We start from the raw sequence: 16850 nt of genomic DNA, 5'->3' as shown, positions 1-16850 counted from the left end.
ACGAAGGTTACCGACCTTACCTGACGGAGCGGCCGAGACCTGACGCGGGAGTCAGGCGTCAATGCGCTCGCGATCCACATCACGGGCGCCTTCGACGATGAAGTCGCGGCGGGGCTCGACCGAGGATCCCATGAGGAGCTCGAAGACGGACTCGGCCTCCATGATCTGGGCCTCGTCCCCCAGTGTGATGCGCCGCAGGGTGCGGTGCTGAGGCTCCATGGTGGTCTCAGCGAGCTGGTGGGCGTCCATCTCCCCCAGGCCCTTGTAGCGCTGGGGCTCCTTGAAGCTGCGGCCCGCGCGCTCCAGACGGCGCAGGGTGGAGACGAGCTCCTCATCGGAGTAGGTGTAGATGATCTCCTTCTTGCGCCGCCCCGAGCCGGAGACCTCGATGCGGTGCAGGGGCGGGACGGCGGCGAAAACCCGGCCCGCCTCGATCATGGGGCGCATGTAGCGGAAGAAGAGGGTGAGCAGGAGGGTACGGATGTGGGCGCCGTCGACGTCGGCGTCGGTCATGAGGATGACCTTGCCGTAGCGAGCGGACTCCAGGTCAAAGGTGCGTCCGCTGCCGGCGCCGACCACCTGGATGATGGCCGAGCACTCGACATTGCGCAGCATGTCGGCCTGGGAGGCCTTCTGCACGTTGAGGATCTTGCCGCGAATCGGCAGGAGCGCCTGGAACTCGGAGTCGCGGGCGTTCTTGGCGGTCCCCAGGGCGGAGTCACCCTCGACGATGAACAGCTCGGAGGCGGCGACGTCGTCGCTGCGGCAGTCGGCGAGCTTGGCCGGCAAGGAGGAGGTCTCCAGGGCGGTCTTGCGGCGGGTGATCTCCTTGTGCAGGCGCGCCGAGACGCGGGCGCGCATCTCGCCGACGATCTTCTCCTCCAGGGCGCGCGCCTGGGTCTTGAGGTCCCGTTTGGAGGAGGTCAGCAGGGCGGTGAGCTCGCGCTCGACCACCTTGGAGACGATCTGGCGCACGGGCCCGGTGCCCAGGACCTCCTTGGTCTGGCCCTCGAACTGGGGCTCGGGGACGCGCACGGTGATGACGGCGGTCAGGCCCGCCATGATGTCGTCCTTCTCGACGCGGCCATCCTTGGCGGTGAGCTTCAGGGCCCGGGAGTCGGCCTCGATGCGCTTGCGCAGCACCTTGGTGAGGGCCTGCTCGAATCCGGTCAGGTGGGTGCCGCCCATGGGGGTGGCGATGATGTTGACGAAGGAGCGCTCCGTGGTGTCGTAGCCGATCCCCCAGCGCAGGGCGACGTCGACCATGCAGGTGCGCTCGACCTCCACGGGGCGCAGGTGCCCGCTGGCGCGGTCGAGCTGCTGGACGGTCTCGGTGTAGGTGCCCTCACCGGTGAGGCGGAAGGTGTCGGTGACCGAGCCGTCGGAGGCCAGGAAGTCGACGAAGTCGGCGGTGCCGCCCAGGGCCTGAAAGACCTCGACGCCGTCATCATCGCCGGTGTCGAACAGGTCGCCGCGGTTCTCGGTGGCGTTCTTGGCGGCCGCCCGCAGGGTGACCTCGTGGACGGCGTCGTCGGTCTCGCCGGCGTCGGCGGCCGGCGTGGTGGAGGCCGCGATGGCCTCGGCCTCGGGGCGCTTGTCCTCCAGGCGCAGGGTGAGGCCCGGAACGAGGAAGCTGGTCTGGCGCAGGCGGGCGCGCAGGGCGGCGGCGTCGTACTCAGTGGGCTTGGGGAAGATCTGAGGGTCGGCCCAGTAGCGGACCCGGGTTCCGGTCACGCCGCGGCGCACCTTGCCGATGACGCGCAGCTCGGAGGCCTTCGTGAACCCGGTGAAGGGTGAGGAGGGGCTGCGCCCGGCGGAGTCGTCGAAGATGCCGGGCTCGCCGCGGTGGAAGCTCATGGCGTAGGTCTTGCCGCCGCGGTCGACCTCGACGTCCATGCGCTCGGCCAGGGCGTTGACGACGGACGCCCCCACGCCGTGCAGGCCGCCGGCGGCGCCGTAGGAGCCACCGCCGAACTTCCCGCCGGCGTGCAGCTTGGTGTAGACGAGCTCGACGCCGGTCAGGCCGGAGGAGGGCTCGATGTCCACGGGCACGCCGCGCCCGTTGTCACGCACCTCAATGGAGCCGTCATCGTGGACGGTCACCGAGATGTCATCGCCGTGCCCCTCGAGGGCCTCGTCGACGGCATTGTCGACGATCTCCCACACGCAGTGCATGAGACCACGCTGGTCGGTGGAGCCGATGTACATTCCCGGACGCTTGCGCACGGCCTCGAGCCCCTCCAGGACGGAGAGGTGGCGGGCGGAGTAGTCGCCCCGGCTGGTCTTGTTCTCAGATGAGGGCACGCTGGGAATCTAGCCGATCAGTGCCGCCAGCGCCTTGTGCCCCGCCGCGGTGCGCGTGTGGCGTCATGCGTCATGCAGCCACGCCCGAGGCCGCTGGGCCCCTATGTCAGCGGGAGGGCTGGACTCACCCGCGCGCTGCCGATCCCGCGGTCGGCCCTGCCCAGGCGGAAACGCACCCGCCTCTTGAGCACGGTGCCGGAGACGGCCCGCCCGTCCACCAGCCCCTCGGCGGGCAAGAGCGTGAAGGTCCATCGCTCGGCGTAGTCGGAGTCGGGGACGAGCCCTGGCGGGCACTGCAGGAGGCGGGCTCCCCAGATCTGACGGGTCATGAGGGTGCGGGTGTCGACGCCGTCGACCTCGAAGAGCTCCGCGGCGGCGGTGACGTCCTCATGGCTTCCCGCCGAGATCCCGTACTGGCCGACGACACCGGCGACCACCATCCAGCCGTCCTTGGCCAGCGTGCTCCCGGCAGGACCGGTGGACCCGGCGAGGTCGATCCCCTCCCCCAGGGCCGGGTCGACGAAGTCCTCGGCCAGATCGGGCTGCTGACCGCGGCGGATGTTCAGGTCCATGGTCCCGCGGGTGTCGAGCCGGTTGCTGGCCGGGATCGCCAGGAGCCCGTAGTCGACGTCGTCGGAGAAGCGGAATGGGGCGAAGTGCTCCCTTAAGCGGGCCACTGCGTGCTCGGCCCGCGCCCAGCGGGCACCGGCACCGCCTCCGTCTCCTGCGCCCTCGTCCAGGCACTCGGCGACGACCTCGGCGGGCGGTCGCAACCCCACGGACTCCAGCCGCTGACGAAGGGCCGCGTTGGTCGCCCAGCCCGAGTGCTCCAGGCGCGCGATCTCACGGTCGCGGAACTCCTGCACCACCGACATCCCGACTGCTCCCTCCCAAGTCCTGCACTGTGACAGCTCACCACGGCCGCCCTCCAGCATTCACCCGAGCATTCACCCGATCGGTCGGCTCCGTGGTGACGTGCACCATGACGCCGGTGCGCCGTGGGCGAAAGCGCGTGCGCCTCAGGCGGAAACAGCCGCCTCTGACGAGTGAAGGCGTCTGCGTCATGATGCAATGCGGTCCATGAGCACAACCGGAACCTCAACCGCCACCCAGGCGGTGACCACCCTGGATGAGCAGACCACTCCTGCCGCCGACTCCGCCGAGCGCCCGCTGACCACAGCCGACCGCTGCGACGTCTGCGACGCACAGGCCTACGTCCGAGTCGTCATGCTGACCGGCGAGCTCTTCTTCTGCGGCCACCACGCCCGCAAGCACGCAGACAAGCTCAAGGAGGTCGCCCTGCTGTTCCAGGACGAGACCTCGAGCCTGACCGCCGGCAGCTGACGCCGTCGGCCGGCCGGCTCGGCCGATAACCCGGCCAACGTGGACTTTTTCACTGAGGTCGGCACTGCGATTCACTGAGTATCACAGTCTTTTTCTACCGGATGCCGCATATCCTCGTTCCTGAGGTTCTGATCCTGTTCCCACCCCGAGTCTCCCTCCCCAGAAGCCTCGCCCTGATCGAAGCATCGTGCCCCGCATCCAGCTTGATGAAGCCGCACTCCCCTCAAGGAACTGTCTGTGAAACGCTCCCTCCGCGTCATGACCGCCTCCGCCCTGCTCGTCCTCTGCGGCGCGCTCGCGCTTTCCGGATGCTCCGGATCTACAGGCTCCAGCGCCTCCTCCCCAGCCAACACCGCCTCGGCGGGCGCGAAGGCCGCCGGTCCCGTCACCATCGACCTGCGTTCGGCTGAGGAGTTCAAGAAGGGGCACCTGGAGGGGGCCGTTAACTACGACTTCTCCTCGGGTGATTTCTCCAGCCAGATCTCGGGCCTGGACCGCAGCTCCCAGTACCAGCTCTACGGCTCCGCCGACCAGCCCAAGATGGCCAGCGCCGTCATGCGCAACGCCGGCTTCTCCGGCGTCACCGAACTGGGAACCCTCGACGCCGCCAAGAAGACCACCGGGGCCAAGGTCGTCACCGACTGAGGCCGGTCGCCCTGGCGGGCGAAGCTCGCCCGGCCCGCCCCGATCACTCAGAGAAGCGGCAGCCCCTCCAGGAGATGGGTGAGGGCGACGACCTGCCGGGGCACGTACTCGGCAATCGTCAGGCCGACGACGTCGGCCGCCCGCCCTAGATCCCTGATCACGCGGTTGGTCTGAGTCACGTTCAGGCCGCCGCGATCGTAGCCCGGTCTCAGCCGGACCTCATCGGCGTCCACGGTGTCGACATCCAGATGGACTGCTACGCGGCTGCAGCCGGTGGCCTCCAGCCACCTCAGCAGGGGCTCCGTCGAGTCGCCCAGGTCGGCCGGTCCGAAGGCGTGCAGCCCCCACGTGGCGATGTTGGGGTAGCCGTCCTCGGTCCAGGAGTGCAGGCCCGCCAGGGTCAGTCGACTCGGGGAGACAAAGGCCGCCAGCTCCTCCATCACCTCGACGTCACCAGTACCGATAATGTGGGAGACCGCCATGGCGTGGTAGCCGGGGTACTGGGAGTGCGAGGTGCCGATGTCGGGGTGGGAGTCGATCCAGACGACGGCCAGGTCGTCTCCGTAACGGGCGGCGAGCTCGGTGAAGGGGACGACGGAAACAGCGCAGTCCCCGCCCAGGGTGAGGATCCTGGGAGCGTCGTGCCGGGCGATCGCCTCGCGGGCGTCACGAATCCCGGCCAGGATCTGGGCACGCGACTCCATGCCGTTAGTGACGAGAACCTCCTCGCCAGTGGGTTCATCGCTGACCGGGACGATCTCCGTGGGACCGGCGTGCTCGGGCAGGAGCGCCGTCAGCACCCGGGTTCCCAGTGCGTAGACGCGCCGCGCCTCCCCGTAGGGCAGCTCGGGCAGCAGGTTGCGCACCGAGGTCTCTCCCGCCCCCTGCCACTGGGGCCAGATGAGGCGAAGGGTGTCGGACTGGGCGAGAGCGGTGCGTGTGTCAACCATCTCAGTGCTCCTGAGCGAGGGAGTCTCCCGGTCTTCAGTTTACGATCCCAGGCTGTACACCACCTGACTCAGTCCTAAGTCTCACATGCAGAGGTGCCTGGTGGGAGCGGTCACCGTGTCAAGGACGCACTGGGCGCCGCGCCTCCACCCTGCGCAAGCTCGGCAGCGTGAGCCGGGGAGGTCGCCGACGACAACGACATAACTTACCATCCGGTTCTAGTCCAGACTCGGTAAAAATGGTGGACGGGCCCGCGCCCGTGTCCAACGCCCAGGGCCTCGGCGTGTGCGATGGCGCCGGTGAGGTAGTCCTTGGCGTCCCGCACCGCTTCCAGCCAGGTCGCCCGGCGTGGTCGCAGCGAGGCGATCGCCGAAGAGAGCGTGCATCCCGTGCCGTGGGTGTTCTGCGTGGCCACCCTGCGACCGCACAAGATCTCGACGCCGTCGGCAGCGGCGTAGACATCGACGGCGTCACCAGCGTCACCGCTCAGGTGACCGCCCTTGACCAGTACCCTACGTGCACCCAGATCCCTCAGGCGCTGCGCCTGGTTGCGCAGCTCACCGAGGGTCGCCGCGGGCTCCTCCCCCAGCAGGACGGCCGCCTCATAGAGGTTAGGAGTGATGAGATCGGCTTTGGCGCACAGACGGCGCACGGCACCGACCGCCTGCTCGTCGAGAAGGCGGTCCCCGGAGGTGGCCACCATGACCGGGTCGAGCACCGTATGAGTGAGTCCAGGCAGGTACTCCCCCACCGCGTCGGCCAGCTCGGCGGTGGCGAGCATCCCGATCTTCGTGGCATCGGGGACGATGTCCTCCAGCAACGTGTCCATCTGGAGACGGACGAAGTCGACCGGCACGGCGTGCACACCGGCCACACCGCACGTTGACTGGGCAGTCAACGCCGTGATGACGCTCATCGCGTAGGCGCCGAGGGCACTCATGGCCTTCATGTCGGCCTGAATGCCGGCGCCACCACTAGGATCTGAGCCGGCGATGGTCAAGGCGGTCACGGTTGCCGAACGCTGCTGGCTCATCGCCGACATCCTTCGTCCCAGGCACGGTGCAGATCGGCGGCGACGCTCCTGGGGTCCTCGGCCGTGCAGATGGCTGATACGACGGCGGCACCGGCCAGACCACCCGCCCGGAGGGCCGGCAGGTCGCTCGCCGTGATGCCGCCGATGGCCACAGCAGGCAGATCGATCAGGGCAGCCATGCGCGCCACGCCGTTCACCCCCAGGCTCTTCGGAGCGTCGGCCTTGGTGGCGGTGGGGTGAACGACGCCGATGCTGACGTGGTCGCAGGCGCCCTGCTCCTGGGCGGTGCGCAGTTCGTCGGGAGTCGCGGCCGACAGCCCGAGGTAGGCTTCTTCCCCGACGAGACGGCGTGCGATGCGGGCGGGCAGGTCCGACTGGCCGAGGTGTACCCCGGCCACGGGCGCTCCCTGATCGCGCGCCGCCAGGAAGATGTCGACGCGGTCGTTGACGATGACGGGGACCTGATCACCAATCACCTCGGCCACCTCCAGCACCTGAGTCAGGAAGAGTCCGCCGTCGGTACCCTTGGCGCGCAGCTGGACGCAGGTGACTCCGCCGTCGACAGCAGCCTCAACGGTGGCCAGGACGTCTCTGCCGCGCGAGCGGCACTGGCCGTCATCGGTGACGAGGTAAACCGACAGGTCCGGTGCGGCCCTCATGCCGGCCCTCCTTCGGCGGCGGTGGTCGCGCTGGTAGCACTGACGCTAACGTTCTGCAGGTCCTGCATCTCAAGGGCGTACAGGGCATCGAGGAAGGCTGGTGGGAAGGATCCAGGGCCGGTTGATCGGGCCTCCGCGCGCTCGGCAGCAGCGCTGTAGACGGCATGCGCAGCGACGACGGCGCTCACGTCATCCAGGCCCTCCTTCCGCCCCGCCCCGAGAAAGGCCGCGACCACCGCACCCAGAGCGCAGCCCCCGCCGGTCATCCGGGTCAGTAGCGCGGAGCCGCCCTGAACGTGGATGACGCTCTCGCCGTCGGTGACCAGATCGACGGGCCCGGAGACGGCGACAACGCAGCCGTAGCTGCGGGCCAGGTCGCAGGCCGGATCGAGTGCCGCGGCGACGTCGTCGGCGGTCTCGACGCCCCGCCCACCGCTGCCGTCACCGGCCAGAGCCAGGATCTCCGAGGCATTGCCCCGTACGACGCTCGGTCCCCGGCCGAAGAGCTCACGGGCCAGCGCAGTGCGGTGCGTCAGCGTGCCGATGGCCACCGGATCGAGGACCCACGGCGTGCCCGCGTCGGCTGCCGCAGCCACGGCCTCACGGGCGGCGTCCCGCTGCTCGGGCTGAGGCGTGCCGAGGTTGATGAGCAGCGTGGAGGCGACGCGGGCAAAGGGACCCGCCTCCCCCGTGATATCCACCATGGCGGGCGCCGCGCCTAGAGCCAGGAGAACGTTAGCGGTGATGTTGGTGACCACCGCGTTGGTGATGCAGGAGACCAGCGGGGCGTGGCGGCGTACCGCCTCAAGCGCCGCTGGGGTAGACATGCCCCAGTGCATGTGACATCCCTTCGTCAGTACTAGCTGGACAGGTTCGACGGGTGTGTTCTCAGCCATGTGGCACCCCGTGTCACGATCGAGACACTAGCATCGACGGCGTCGGCCCCGGAACCCTTTCGGTTCCGGGGCCGACGCCGTTGAGATGAGCGAGCCGGTAGCGCTCCCCGCCTGTCCGGTGAGTCCGCTCAGTCCAGGTAGTCGCGCAGGACCTGGCTGCGCGAGGGGTGGCGCAGCTTGGACATGGTCTTGGACTCGATCTGGCGGATGCGCTCCCGGGTGACCCCGTAGACCTTGCCGATCTCATCGAGGGTCTTGGGCTGGCCATCGGTCAGACCGAAACGCATGGAGACCACGCCGGCCTCGCGCTCCGAGAGGGTGTCGAGCACGGCGTGGAGCTGCTCCTGCAGGAGGGTGAAGCTCACCGCGTCGGCCGGGACCACGGCCTCGGAGTCCTCAATGAGGTCACCGAACTCGGAGTCCCCGTCCTCACCCAGGGGGGTGTGCAGGGAGATCGGCTCGCGGCCGTACTTCTGGACCTCGACGACCTTCTCCGGGGTCATGTCCAGCTCGACGGCCAGCTCCTCCGGGGTGGGCTCACGTCCCAGGTCCTGAAGCATCTGGCGCTGCACGCGGGCGAGCTTGTTGATGACCTCGACCATGTGCACCGGGATGCGGATGGTGCGGGCCTGGTCCGCCATCGCGCGGGTAATGGCCTGGCGAATCCACCAGGTGGCGTAGGTGGAGAACTTGAAGCCCTTGGTGTAGTCGAATTTCTCCACGGCGCGGATCAGGCCCAGGTTGCCCTCCTGGATGAGGTCCAGGAAGAGCATGCCGCGGCCCGTGTAGCGCTTGGCCAGGGAGACCACCAGTCGCAGGTTGGCCTCCAGCAGGTGGTTCTTGGCCCTCTGGCCGTCCTGCGCCACCCAGTGCAGCTCGCGACGCAGCTTGGCCGGCAGGTCGTTGCCCTCCTCAGCCAGGCGGTGCTCGGCGTAGAGACCGGCCTCGATGCGCTTGGCGAGCTCGACCTCCTGCTCGGCGTTCAGCAGCGCGACCTTACCGATCTGCTTGAGGTAGTCCTTGACCGGGTCCGCGGTGGCACCGGCGGTGACGACCCGCTGGGCGGGCTCGTCACCCTCGTCGGAGTCGGAGACGGTGAAGGAGCCGTCCTTGTCCTGGGACTTGCCGCGCTTGCCGGACTTCTTGGAGGCGGCCTTCTCCGCCTCCTCCCGGCGCATACGCTCGAGCTCACCGGTCAGGGCCGCGATGGAGGGCTGCATCTTGATGCCCTTGATGACCCACCCGCGGAAGATGTAGCCGTTCTGAGCGAGGTAGTCGCGCGCCACCATGGGGGCGGAGTCGCCGATGACGAAGCGGGGCACCGGTCCGTGGCCGTAGGGGGCCAGCGTGATGGGCTCCTCCAGGGTGCCGTGGCCGGCGATCTCGAGGTTCTCCACGACCGTGCGCGAGCGCACGAAGAGAGTCGCCCCCGGGGCCAGGCGGACCCCCTTGAGAGAGGCGGGGTTGTTGAAGGGGCTGCGCTTGGAGCCGTCGCCGTTCTCCTCCAGGCTCACGTCCAGGTAGTAGTCGCGCAGCTCGGGGGCCGGGCCGTCATCCTCCTGGACGGCCTGCGCCTCGGAGTCGTCGACCTGGTCCTCCTCGTCAGAGGAGTCCTCGTCGTCAGAGTCGTCGTACTCCTCGTCGTCATAGTCGGCGTCGTCGGCGTCGTCGTCTCCTTCGTCGTCGAGGTCGAAGTCCTCGTCGTCGAGCGGGGTCTCGTCGACGTCGTCAGTGAGCTCGGTGCTGGAGCGCGTCACTGTGGAAGAAGCCACGGAGTTCCTTTCGCGTGAGCGGGCGGACAGCCGGTGACGGGGTATGGGAACCCGCTCCGGCACAGCAGACAACCCCAGAATTGTAGCGTTTATTCCCCAGGGTCACCGCACGGGCGACTTAGTATGCCCTCACCTTGTCCGCACTCGGCGTCGCGCCGCGGCAAACCTGCCATCGGAAGCGTCACCGGCCCTCCTGACGTCTGAGCTGGGACTACTCTGGCGGTCATGAGTGCGTTGCCTGCGGCCCTGGGCCGTATCCGTCCCGCCGTCGAGCACCGTCTGACCCAGGTCCTGGAGGACTGCCACCGGCGCTGGGAGGACCTGGGCCAGGCCGCCCCTGAGCTGCTCGAGGCCGCCGGGAGCGTCCTAAGTGGGGGCAAGCGCATGCGCGCCGTCCTGGGGGCAGTCGGCTGCGCAATCCTGAGCACCCCGGAGCGGCGATCCGAGTACCTGACCGCTTCCGACGCCGTCCACCTGGGTGCGGCGCTGGAGCTCTACCAGGCCAGTGCCCTGGTCCACGACGACCTCATGGACGGCGCCGACACGCGTCGCGGCCTGCCCGCGGCGCACCGGGTCTTCGCCCGGGACCACGAAGACCGGGGCTGGCTGGGGCGCCCGCAGACCTTCGGGGCCAATGGCGCCATCCTGCTCGGCGATCTCCTGCTGTCCCTGGCGGGTGAGGAGATGAGCGCACTGGCGCCGTCGCGCACCTCCAGCCAGACCCGAGGCAGTGCGGTGCGGCACGCCCGGTCCGCCTTCGACGCCATGACCACCGAGGTGGCCCTGGGCCAGTTCCTCGACGTGCGCAGCGAGAACCTGCCCCTTCCCTGGGACCGGGAGCCGGGCGCCGCAGCCAGGCTCATGCAGGACGACGCCCTGTCGGTGGTTCGGCACAAGTCGGCCCGCTACTCGGTGCGCCACCCGCTACTGATCGGCGCCCTCCTGGCCGGCCTTGACCCGAGCGGGGCCACCGCCGAGCACCTGGCTGCCTTCGGCGAGGACGTCGGCATCGCCTTCCAGCTGCGCGACGACGAGCTGGGGGTCTTCGGCTCACCGCAGGCCACCGGCAAGCCGGCCGGCGACGATCTGCGCGAGGGCAAGCGCACAGTGCTGCTGGCCCTGACCTGGGGGCGCTGCGACGATGCCGGCCGCCGGCTGCTCGGCAGTGTCCTGGCCAATCCCGAGGCCACGGAGGAGCAGATCGGCCAGGTCGCCGCTCTCATTGAGGACTGCGGCGCGCGCGCCGCCCACGAGGAGATCATCGCCGCGCACCGCGAGGCCGGGAACCGAGCGCTGGAGCGCCTCAGGGACGAAGGCGTGGTGAGCACCGCATCCCTGGAGGACCTGGCGGTGCTGGCGGACCTGCTGACGCACCGAGTCTCCTGATCCGGCACGGGCAACGGGGCGACCCAACAGGTGGGCAGTACTACCCGCCTGATCCAGCCGGCGGCTGTGACCGCCCCACCGGCATCGTAGAATCGCGGCGTGGTCACAGATCCTCTCATTGGTCGGTTGGTCGACTCTCGCTACGAGATCGTCGACCGCCTAGCGCGTGGCGGGATGGCCACCGTCTACCGCGCTCATGACCGTCGCCTGGACCGGACCGTGGCGCTCAAGCTCATGCACGCCCACCTGGCCGACTCCCCCGACTTCGTCTCGCGCTTCCGCCGTGAGGCACGGGCCGCGGCACGCCTGTCCAACCCAGGCGTGGTGGCCGTCTTCGACCAGGGCAGCCTGGACGGGGTGGCCTACCTCGTCATGGAGTACGTCGAGGGCCCCACGCTGCGCGACCTCATTGCGGCAGGACCGCTGTCGGTCAAGGAGGCCCTGGGGCTGGTGGCCCAGCTGCTGCGACCGCTCGGCGCGGCCCACCGGGCCGGCCTGGTCCACCGCGACATCAAGCCGGAGAACGTCCTGCTGCCCTCGGATGGCTCGGTGGCCAAGGTCGCCGACTTCGGTCTGGCCCGAGCGGTCACGGAGGTGACGCAGACGACGACGGGCAACGTGCTGGGCACGGTCGCCTACCTGGCGCCAGAGCTCATCACCTCCGGGGACTCCACCTCTCGCGCCGATGTCTTCTCCGCCGGGGTGGTCCTCTACGAGCTCCTCACCGGTCAGCAGCCCTTCACCGCGGACTCCCCCATTCAGATCGCCTTCCGTAACGTCCACGAGGACGTGCCCCTGCCCTCCAAGCTGGTGCCCGAGATGCCGGCCGACGTCGACGAGCTCGTGGCCACCATGACTCGCCGTGAGCCGCAGGAGCGCCCGGCCGACGCCGACGAGGCGTTGGCGCTGCTGCGCAACGTCGTCGACGAGCTCACCGACTCCGAGCTCTCCGTGCGCCGCGGGGGCGGGACCGGCTCCATCCGGACCCAGCAGGTCATGACGGCCAACGCTCAGGCCGCCCGCTCCGCCATCGACAACGAGCCCCAGGACGACGCCGACGACTCCTCCGCCGAGGAGGCCTCGCCGCACGCCGGGATGCGCACCGTCTCCCTTCCCATTGGTTCAATCGGCCCGGACTCCAAGGGGAGAACACGTGCGCTCTCCCGCAAGGCCCTGGCGGCCGACGCTCAGAAGACCACTGCCGTCCCCACCCCGAAGAAGAGTAACGGCGGCTTCAGTCGCCGTCGTGCACTCGTCATCGGGCTGCTGGCCGTGGCTGGGACCGGTGCGAGCGCCACCTGGTACCTGACGGCCGGTCCCGGCAGACGAGTTTCCGTGCCCAACATCATTGGCATGTCTGAGGACCAGGCGCAGCTCGCCCTGGAGAAGCAGGGGCTCGACTGGGGCACGCCCGAGCGCGTCTACTCCGACACGGTCCCTGCCGGCAGCATCGTCTCCTGCCAGCCGAAGGCGGGCCAGAAGGTGGGGCTCGGCCAGGCCGTCACCGCCACCGTCTCCCGAGGCGTGGAGACCAAGACCGTTCCCGACGTCGTCAGGAAGACCAAGGACCAGGCCACGGCCGCGATCACGGCGGCCGGCCTGACCCTGGGGGACGTCACGGAGGAGTACTCCGCCAGCGTGGAGTCGGGCAAGGTCATCTCCTGCGACCCCAAGGCCGGCAAGGTCATCAAGCACACCGAGAAGGTCTCGCTCGTGGTCTCCAAGGGCAAGGAGCCGGCCACGATCCCCGACGTGACCGGTATGAGCGAGGACGAGGCCAAGAAGGTCCTGGAGGACGCCGGCCTGAAGAAGGGCAAGGTCAGCAAGGGCTACTCAGACTCCGTGGCGAAGGGCAACATCATCTCCTCCTCCCCCATCGCCGGGGCTTCGGGCTACTACAAGGGCGACTCGGTGGACCTGACCGTCTCCAAGGGGCCGGAGAAGGTGACGGTGCCGGATGTGACCGGCAAGAGCCAGGACGAGGCCAAGAAGGTCCTGGAGGACGCCGGGCTCAAGGTGGAGGTCAATAAGCGCCTGGGTGGTCCCTTCGGGACGGTGCGCTCCACTGATCCTGCGCCGGGCTCCAGCGTTAAGCCGGACTCCAAGGTCACCATCAACATCTTCTGACGAATGTGGCCCGGTGCCGCTTCAGCGGACCGGGCCACGTTTCGCCTGCTCTGCAGGCGGGCGCTCAGCGAGTGTTCTCAGCCCTTGAGCATCTCGGCGATCTCGAATGCGACCTCGAGGGACTGCTGGTGGTTGAGTCGCGGGTCGACGAGGGTCTCGTAGTGCTCGGCCAGGCCGGCCTCGTCAATGTGCTCGCCGCCGCCGAGGACCTCGGTGACGTCGTCACCGGTGAGCTCGACGTGGATGCCGCCCGGTGCTGTGCCCAGGGTGCGGTGCACCTCGAAGAAGCCGCGGATCTCGTCGAGGATCGTCTCGAAGCGGCGGGTCTTGTAGCCGTTATCCGAGGTGATGGTGTTGCCGTGCATGGGGTCGGCGATCCAGGTGACGGGGCGCCCGTCGGCGCGCACCGCCTCCACCAGCGGTGGCAGGGCCTCGCGGATGCGCTCGGCGCCCATGCGGGTGATGAGGGACAGGCGTCCGGGCAGGCCCTCGGGGTTGAGGCGGTCCATGAGCTGGGAGAGGTCGTCGGGGGACGTGGTGGGGCCGACCTTGACGCCGACGGGGTTGTGGACGCCGGCGAGGATGGCGACGTGGGCGCCGCCGGCCTCGCGGGTGCGCTCCCCCACCCAGAGCATGTGGGCGGAGGTGTCGTAGAGGCGCCCGGAGCGGGAGTCCTCGCGGATCATGGCGTCCTCGTACTCCAGGAGGAGGGCCTCGTGAGCGGCGTAGAAGTCGACCTGGCGCAGGGCCTCGAAGTCCACGCCGGCGGCTTCCATGAAGCGCATGGCCCGATCGAGCTCCTCGGCGAAGGACTCGAAGCGCTTGTAGGCGGGGTTGGCGGTGAAGCCTCGGTTCCAGGAGTGGACCTCGCGCAGGTCCGCGTAGCCGCCCATCGTGAAGGCGCGGATGAGGTTGAGGGTGGTGCCCGAGCGCAGGTAGGCGTCGAGCATGCGGGTGGGGTCGGGGATGCGGGCCTCGGGGGTGAACTCGTGGCCGTTGACGGAGTCGCCGCGGAAGGCGGGCAGGGTGACCTCTCCGCGGGTCTCGGTGTCCGAGCTGCGGGGCTTGGCGTACTGGCCGGCCATGCGGCCGATCTTGACCACGGGCGTGGAGGCGCCGTAGGTGAGGACCGCGGCCATTTGGAGGATGGTCTGGACCTTGAGGCGGATGTTGTCGGCCGTGTTGTGGGTGAAGGACTCGGCGCAGTCCCCGCCCATGAGGACGAAGGCTTCCCCGGCGCTGGCCTGGGCGATGAGATTGCGCAGAGAGTCGACCTCTCCGGCGAAGACGAGCGGGGGCCGGCGGCGCAGGTCCGCCACCACGTCGGCAAGCGCGGCCTCATCAGGGTAGGCGGGCTGCTGGAGGGCGGGCAGGTGGCGCCATGCCGGGGCCTGGGCGTCCGTGCGGGCGGCGGAGAGCTCGTTCATCACGCGAGTCAGCATAAGCCAGTCGGGAGATTGCCCAGGATCGGCGCCGCATCACGAAACACGGGGGTTGGGAGACGAATTCTGTCACTGTGGGCGACTTTTAGGGCCACAGCTGAGCGCGCACCGACTGGTTGCAACGCCCTGACCTGCACGGATGCGAAGGCCTCCGTTCCAGGAGCGCAGCGGGCGGGTCGAATAGTCGCCAAACGTGACACATGGGGCCGCTGGCACCACCCTCCAGGGCACAGACGGGCACAGAGAAGCGGCCGGCGCCGTCACGAGGACGGCACCGGCCGCGGCAGGGTGCGGGCTCAGCCTCAGTGCTCGGGGGCAGCTTCGGCGGGCTCCACCTTCTGGCCCAGCTCGGCCATGAGGTCGGTGAACCAGCCCTGGGTGATGTCGAAGGGCTTGGCGCCGGCGATGCGCGGGAAGGCGATCGCGGTGAGCTCGTCGTTGTTCTCCTCGTCCTGGCCGATGACGCCGGACTCGCCACGCAGGGCGCAGTCGACGGCCAGGTCGCACATCTTCTTGATGAGGGCGAGGTCCTCGGCGTTGGCGTGGGCGGCACGCGAGTAGTAGCCGGACTTCTGGACCATGACCTTCTCAGCGCCGATGAGCTCGGCGAACTGCTTGGCGAACCACTGGCCGGGGTTGATGGTGTCGAGCTTGACGTGGCCGAAGGGGTCGCGCTGAACCTCCTGGCCGGCGGCCTCCATCTCCGCGATGATCTCGGGGACGCCGGCGCCCTCGGACAGGAAGATGTTGACGTTGCCCTGCTCGTCCATGATGGCCTTGAGGCGCTCGGCCTCGGCGGCGATGTCGAGCTTCACCTCGGGGAGGAAGACGGCGTGGACGTCCCAGCGCTCCTTGGTCAGGCCGAGGGAGGGGGCCCACTGCTTGGTCTGGAGCAGGTCGTGGTAGCGGCGGGCGGTCTCGGCGGTGAGGTAGCCGCAGTTACGGCCCATGCACTCGTGAACGATGAGCATGCGGGGGTTGGAGCGGTGCTCGCCGATGACGTTGAAGGCGAAGCCGGCGCCCTCGTCGGCCGCGGTCCAGGCGCCCAGGGACTGGCGGATCGGAACCACGTCGTTGTCGATGGTCTTGGGCAGGCCGACGACGGTGAGCTCGTAGTCGTTCTCGTGGAGGTAGGCGGCCAGGTCGGCGGCGGTGGTGTTGGTGTCGTCTCCACCGATGGTGTGCAGGACGTCGACGCTGTCCTTGCGCAGCTGCTCGGCGGCGAACTCCAGGGGGTTGACGCCCTCCTCGACGAGGCCGCGCTCGACGAGGTTCTTGGCGTTGGTGAGCTTGACGCGGGAGTTGCCGATCGGGGACCCGCCGAAGTCGCGCAGGATGCCGGCGTTCTTGCGGCCCTCTTCGTCGATGACGATGTAGTTACCGGTGAGCAGGCCGTGGTAGCCGTACTGGTAGGCGATGATCTCGACCTCGGGAGCGACCTGCGTGTAGCGCTCGATGAGGTCGCCGACGGCGGCGGACAGACAGGGGGCGAAACCGCCAGCGGTGAGCAGGGCGACGCGACGAATCGACATCGGGAACCTTTCCTTGGATACGAGGAGTGACGGGGCCATCCTAACGGTATGACCCTGCCTCCCCGCCAGGCCCTTCAGGCCCAAGGTCGGGGTCGGACTCCGGGGCGGGGCATCCCTCGGGATCGATGAGAATCCGTTCATCTACGAGTTGTACTGCCAGTTCTGGCGCCACGCGCAACAGGAAGTCGAAGTGTTCCCAGACGGATGCACGGTAGGACCAAGAGCGAACCAACGCACCGCGTGCAAAATTATTCCATAGTCGCACATCAGCAGGATAACTATCACCCATCACGCCAACATCAGAACACAGCCGAGCAAAACGCAAACAGCAATTTGCGGCATCCTCCCTATCCGACAAGATTTCCGTCAGCCTCAACTCCCAACGCACAACGTCCGCAGCGTCAAGCATCATGCCGTTTTGGATCATCGCCTTGACCACGATGAACTGCACACCAACCCTTAAATCAAAGCTAGCAACCCGTTTTACGACAGATTCGGCCAACTCTAACAATCCAACCTTCACTAGGTGTCTCACAACTCGACTTACAGCACCCTCCCTCAAAGAAGAGTCAGCAATATCCTCGGCGAGCTCCATGGAAACAAATGCCAAATTCTGAGCCTGCTCAAACTGACCCGCATCCGCCAAAGCACCCGCAATCTTCACCAGAGCCTCACCACGCCACCGGGAGTCCATTACTCCGGCAGCGACTTCCTGAGCCTGCTCAAACCGACCCGCATCCGCCAAAGCACCCGCAATCTTCA

Annotated in this window: 14 protein-coding genes and 1 riboswitch; of the genes, 4 read left to right on the top strand and 10 right to left on the bottom strand. The window is 68.4% G+C overall.

The window, feature by feature from the left end; genetic code table 11:
• Positions 1 to 51: 51 nt before the first annotated feature.
• Both AB7V09_RS11040 and AB7V09_RS11035 read right to left on the bottom strand, forming a co-directional pair.
• Positions 52 to 2304 (bottom strand): DNA gyrase/topoisomerase IV subunit B, encoded by a 2253-nt coding sequence (locus tag AB7V09_RS11040; RefSeq protein WP_419143787.1) that lies wholly within the window; start codon positions 2302 to 2304, stop codon positions 52 to 54.
• Between the two features lie 101 nt (positions 2305 to 2405).
• Positions 2406 to 3179 (bottom strand): hypothetical protein, encoded by a 774-nt coding sequence (locus tag AB7V09_RS11035; protein ID WP_419143786.1) that lies wholly within the window; start codon positions 3177 to 3179, stop codon positions 2406 to 2408.
• Positions 3180 to 3375: 196 nt separating this feature from the next.
• Here AB7V09_RS11035 and AB7V09_RS11030 point away from each other — a divergent pair, with 196 nt between their 5' ends.
• Both AB7V09_RS11030 and AB7V09_RS11025 read left to right on the top strand, forming a co-directional pair.
• Entirely contained in the window at positions 3376 to 3648 is a 273-nt protein-coding gene (locus AB7V09_RS11030) for a DUF7455 domain-containing protein (protein ID WP_289594288.1), read from the top strand.
• A 237-nt stretch (positions 3649 to 3885) separates the two neighbouring features.
• On the top strand, positions 3886 to 4293 hold the full coding sequence (locus AB7V09_RS11025; RefSeq protein ID WP_419143785.1) for a rhodanese-like domain-containing protein: 408 nt from the start codon (positions 3886 to 3888) through the stop codon (positions 4291 to 4293).
• Between the two features lie 47 nt (positions 4294 to 4340).
• On the opposite strand, the gene AB7V09_RS11020 is transcribed toward AB7V09_RS11025, so the two are convergent.
• The 5 genes from AB7V09_RS11020 to AB7V09_RS11000 form a co-directional block, all read right to left on the bottom strand.
• Entirely contained in the window at positions 4341 to 5243 is a 903-nt protein-coding gene (locus AB7V09_RS11020; protein ID WP_419143784.1) for an arginase family protein, read from the bottom strand.
• Positions 5244 to 5446: 203 nt separating this feature from the next.
• Positions 5447 to 6274 carry a bifunctional hydroxymethylpyrimidine kinase/phosphomethylpyrimidine kinase gene (gene thiD / locus AB7V09_RS11015; RefSeq protein WP_419143783.1) on the bottom strand — a complete coding sequence of 276 codons (828 nt, stop codon included), beginning with the start codon at positions 6272 to 6274 and terminating at the stop codon, positions 5447 to 5449.
• Complete coding sequence (gene thiE, locus AB7V09_RS11010; RefSeq protein ID WP_419143782.1) at positions 6271 to 6933, bottom strand: thiamine phosphate synthase; 663 nt, start codon at positions 6931 to 6933, stop codon at positions 6271 to 6273. The genes thiD and thiE overlap by 4 nt, the downstream gene beginning before the upstream one ends.
• Complete coding sequence (thiM, locus tag AB7V09_RS11005) at positions 6930 to 7760, bottom strand: hydroxyethylthiazole kinase (RefSeq protein WP_419143781.1); 831 nt, start codon at positions 7758 to 7760, stop codon at positions 6930 to 6932. Before thiM ends, thiE begins: the two co-directional genes overlap by 4 nt.
• A gap of 1 nt (position 7761) precedes the next feature.
• A riboswitch (TPP riboswitch) is annotated at positions 7762 to 7850 on the bottom strand.
• Positions 7851 to 7957: 107 nt separating this feature from the next.
• On the bottom strand, positions 7958 to 9601 hold the full coding sequence (locus AB7V09_RS11000; protein ID WP_419143780.1) for an RNA polymerase sigma factor: 1644 nt from the start codon (positions 9599 to 9601) through the stop codon (positions 7958 to 7960).
• A gap of 225 nt (positions 9602 to 9826) precedes the next feature.
• On the opposite strand from AB7V09_RS11000, the gene AB7V09_RS10995 reads away from it, so the two are divergent.
• Positions 9827 to 10987, top strand: a complete 1161-nt coding sequence (locus AB7V09_RS10995) for a polyprenyl synthetase family protein (protein ID WP_419143779.1) — start codon at positions 9827 to 9829, stop codon at positions 10985 to 10987.
• A 99-nt stretch (positions 10988 to 11086) separates the two neighbouring features.
• Positions 11087 to 13114: a Stk1 family PASTA domain-containing Ser/Thr kinase gene (gene pknB, locus AB7V09_RS10990; protein ID WP_419143778.1), complete on the top strand. Its 2028-nt coding sequence runs from the start codon at positions 11087 to 11089 to the stop codon at positions 13112 to 13114.
• Between the two features lie 77 nt (positions 13115 to 13191).
• Here the strand turns inward: pknB and AB7V09_RS10985 are convergent, their stop codons facing one another.
• The 3 genes from AB7V09_RS10985 to AB7V09_RS10975 all read right to left on the bottom strand — a co-directional run.
• Positions 13192 to 14541 (bottom strand): class II 3-deoxy-7-phosphoheptulonate synthase, encoded by a 1350-nt coding sequence (locus tag AB7V09_RS10985; RefSeq protein WP_419143813.1) that lies wholly within the window; start codon positions 14539 to 14541, stop codon positions 13192 to 13194.
• Between the two features lie 317 nt (positions 14542 to 14858).
• Positions 14859 to 16088: a pyrophosphate--fructose-6-phosphate 1-phosphotransferase gene (locus AB7V09_RS10980; RefSeq protein WP_419143777.1), complete on the bottom strand. Its 1230-nt coding sequence runs from the start codon at positions 16086 to 16088 to the stop codon at positions 14859 to 14861.
• Positions 16089 to 16128: 40 nt separating this feature from the next.
• Positions 16129 to 16850: hypothetical protein (locus AB7V09_RS10975; protein ID WP_419143776.1), on the bottom strand; the 722-nt coding region annotated here is incomplete at its 5' end.

The sequence above is a fragment of the Actinomyces sp. SKVG-SVH-4(1) genome (assembly GCF_048514265.1).
Taxonomy (GTDB): domain Bacteria; phylum Actinomycetota; class Actinomycetes; order Actinomycetales; family Actinomycetaceae; genus Actinomyces; species Actinomyces oris.
Note: the sequence above shows the minus strand (reverse complement) of the source record. Positions and strands in the feature narration are given on the sequence as shown.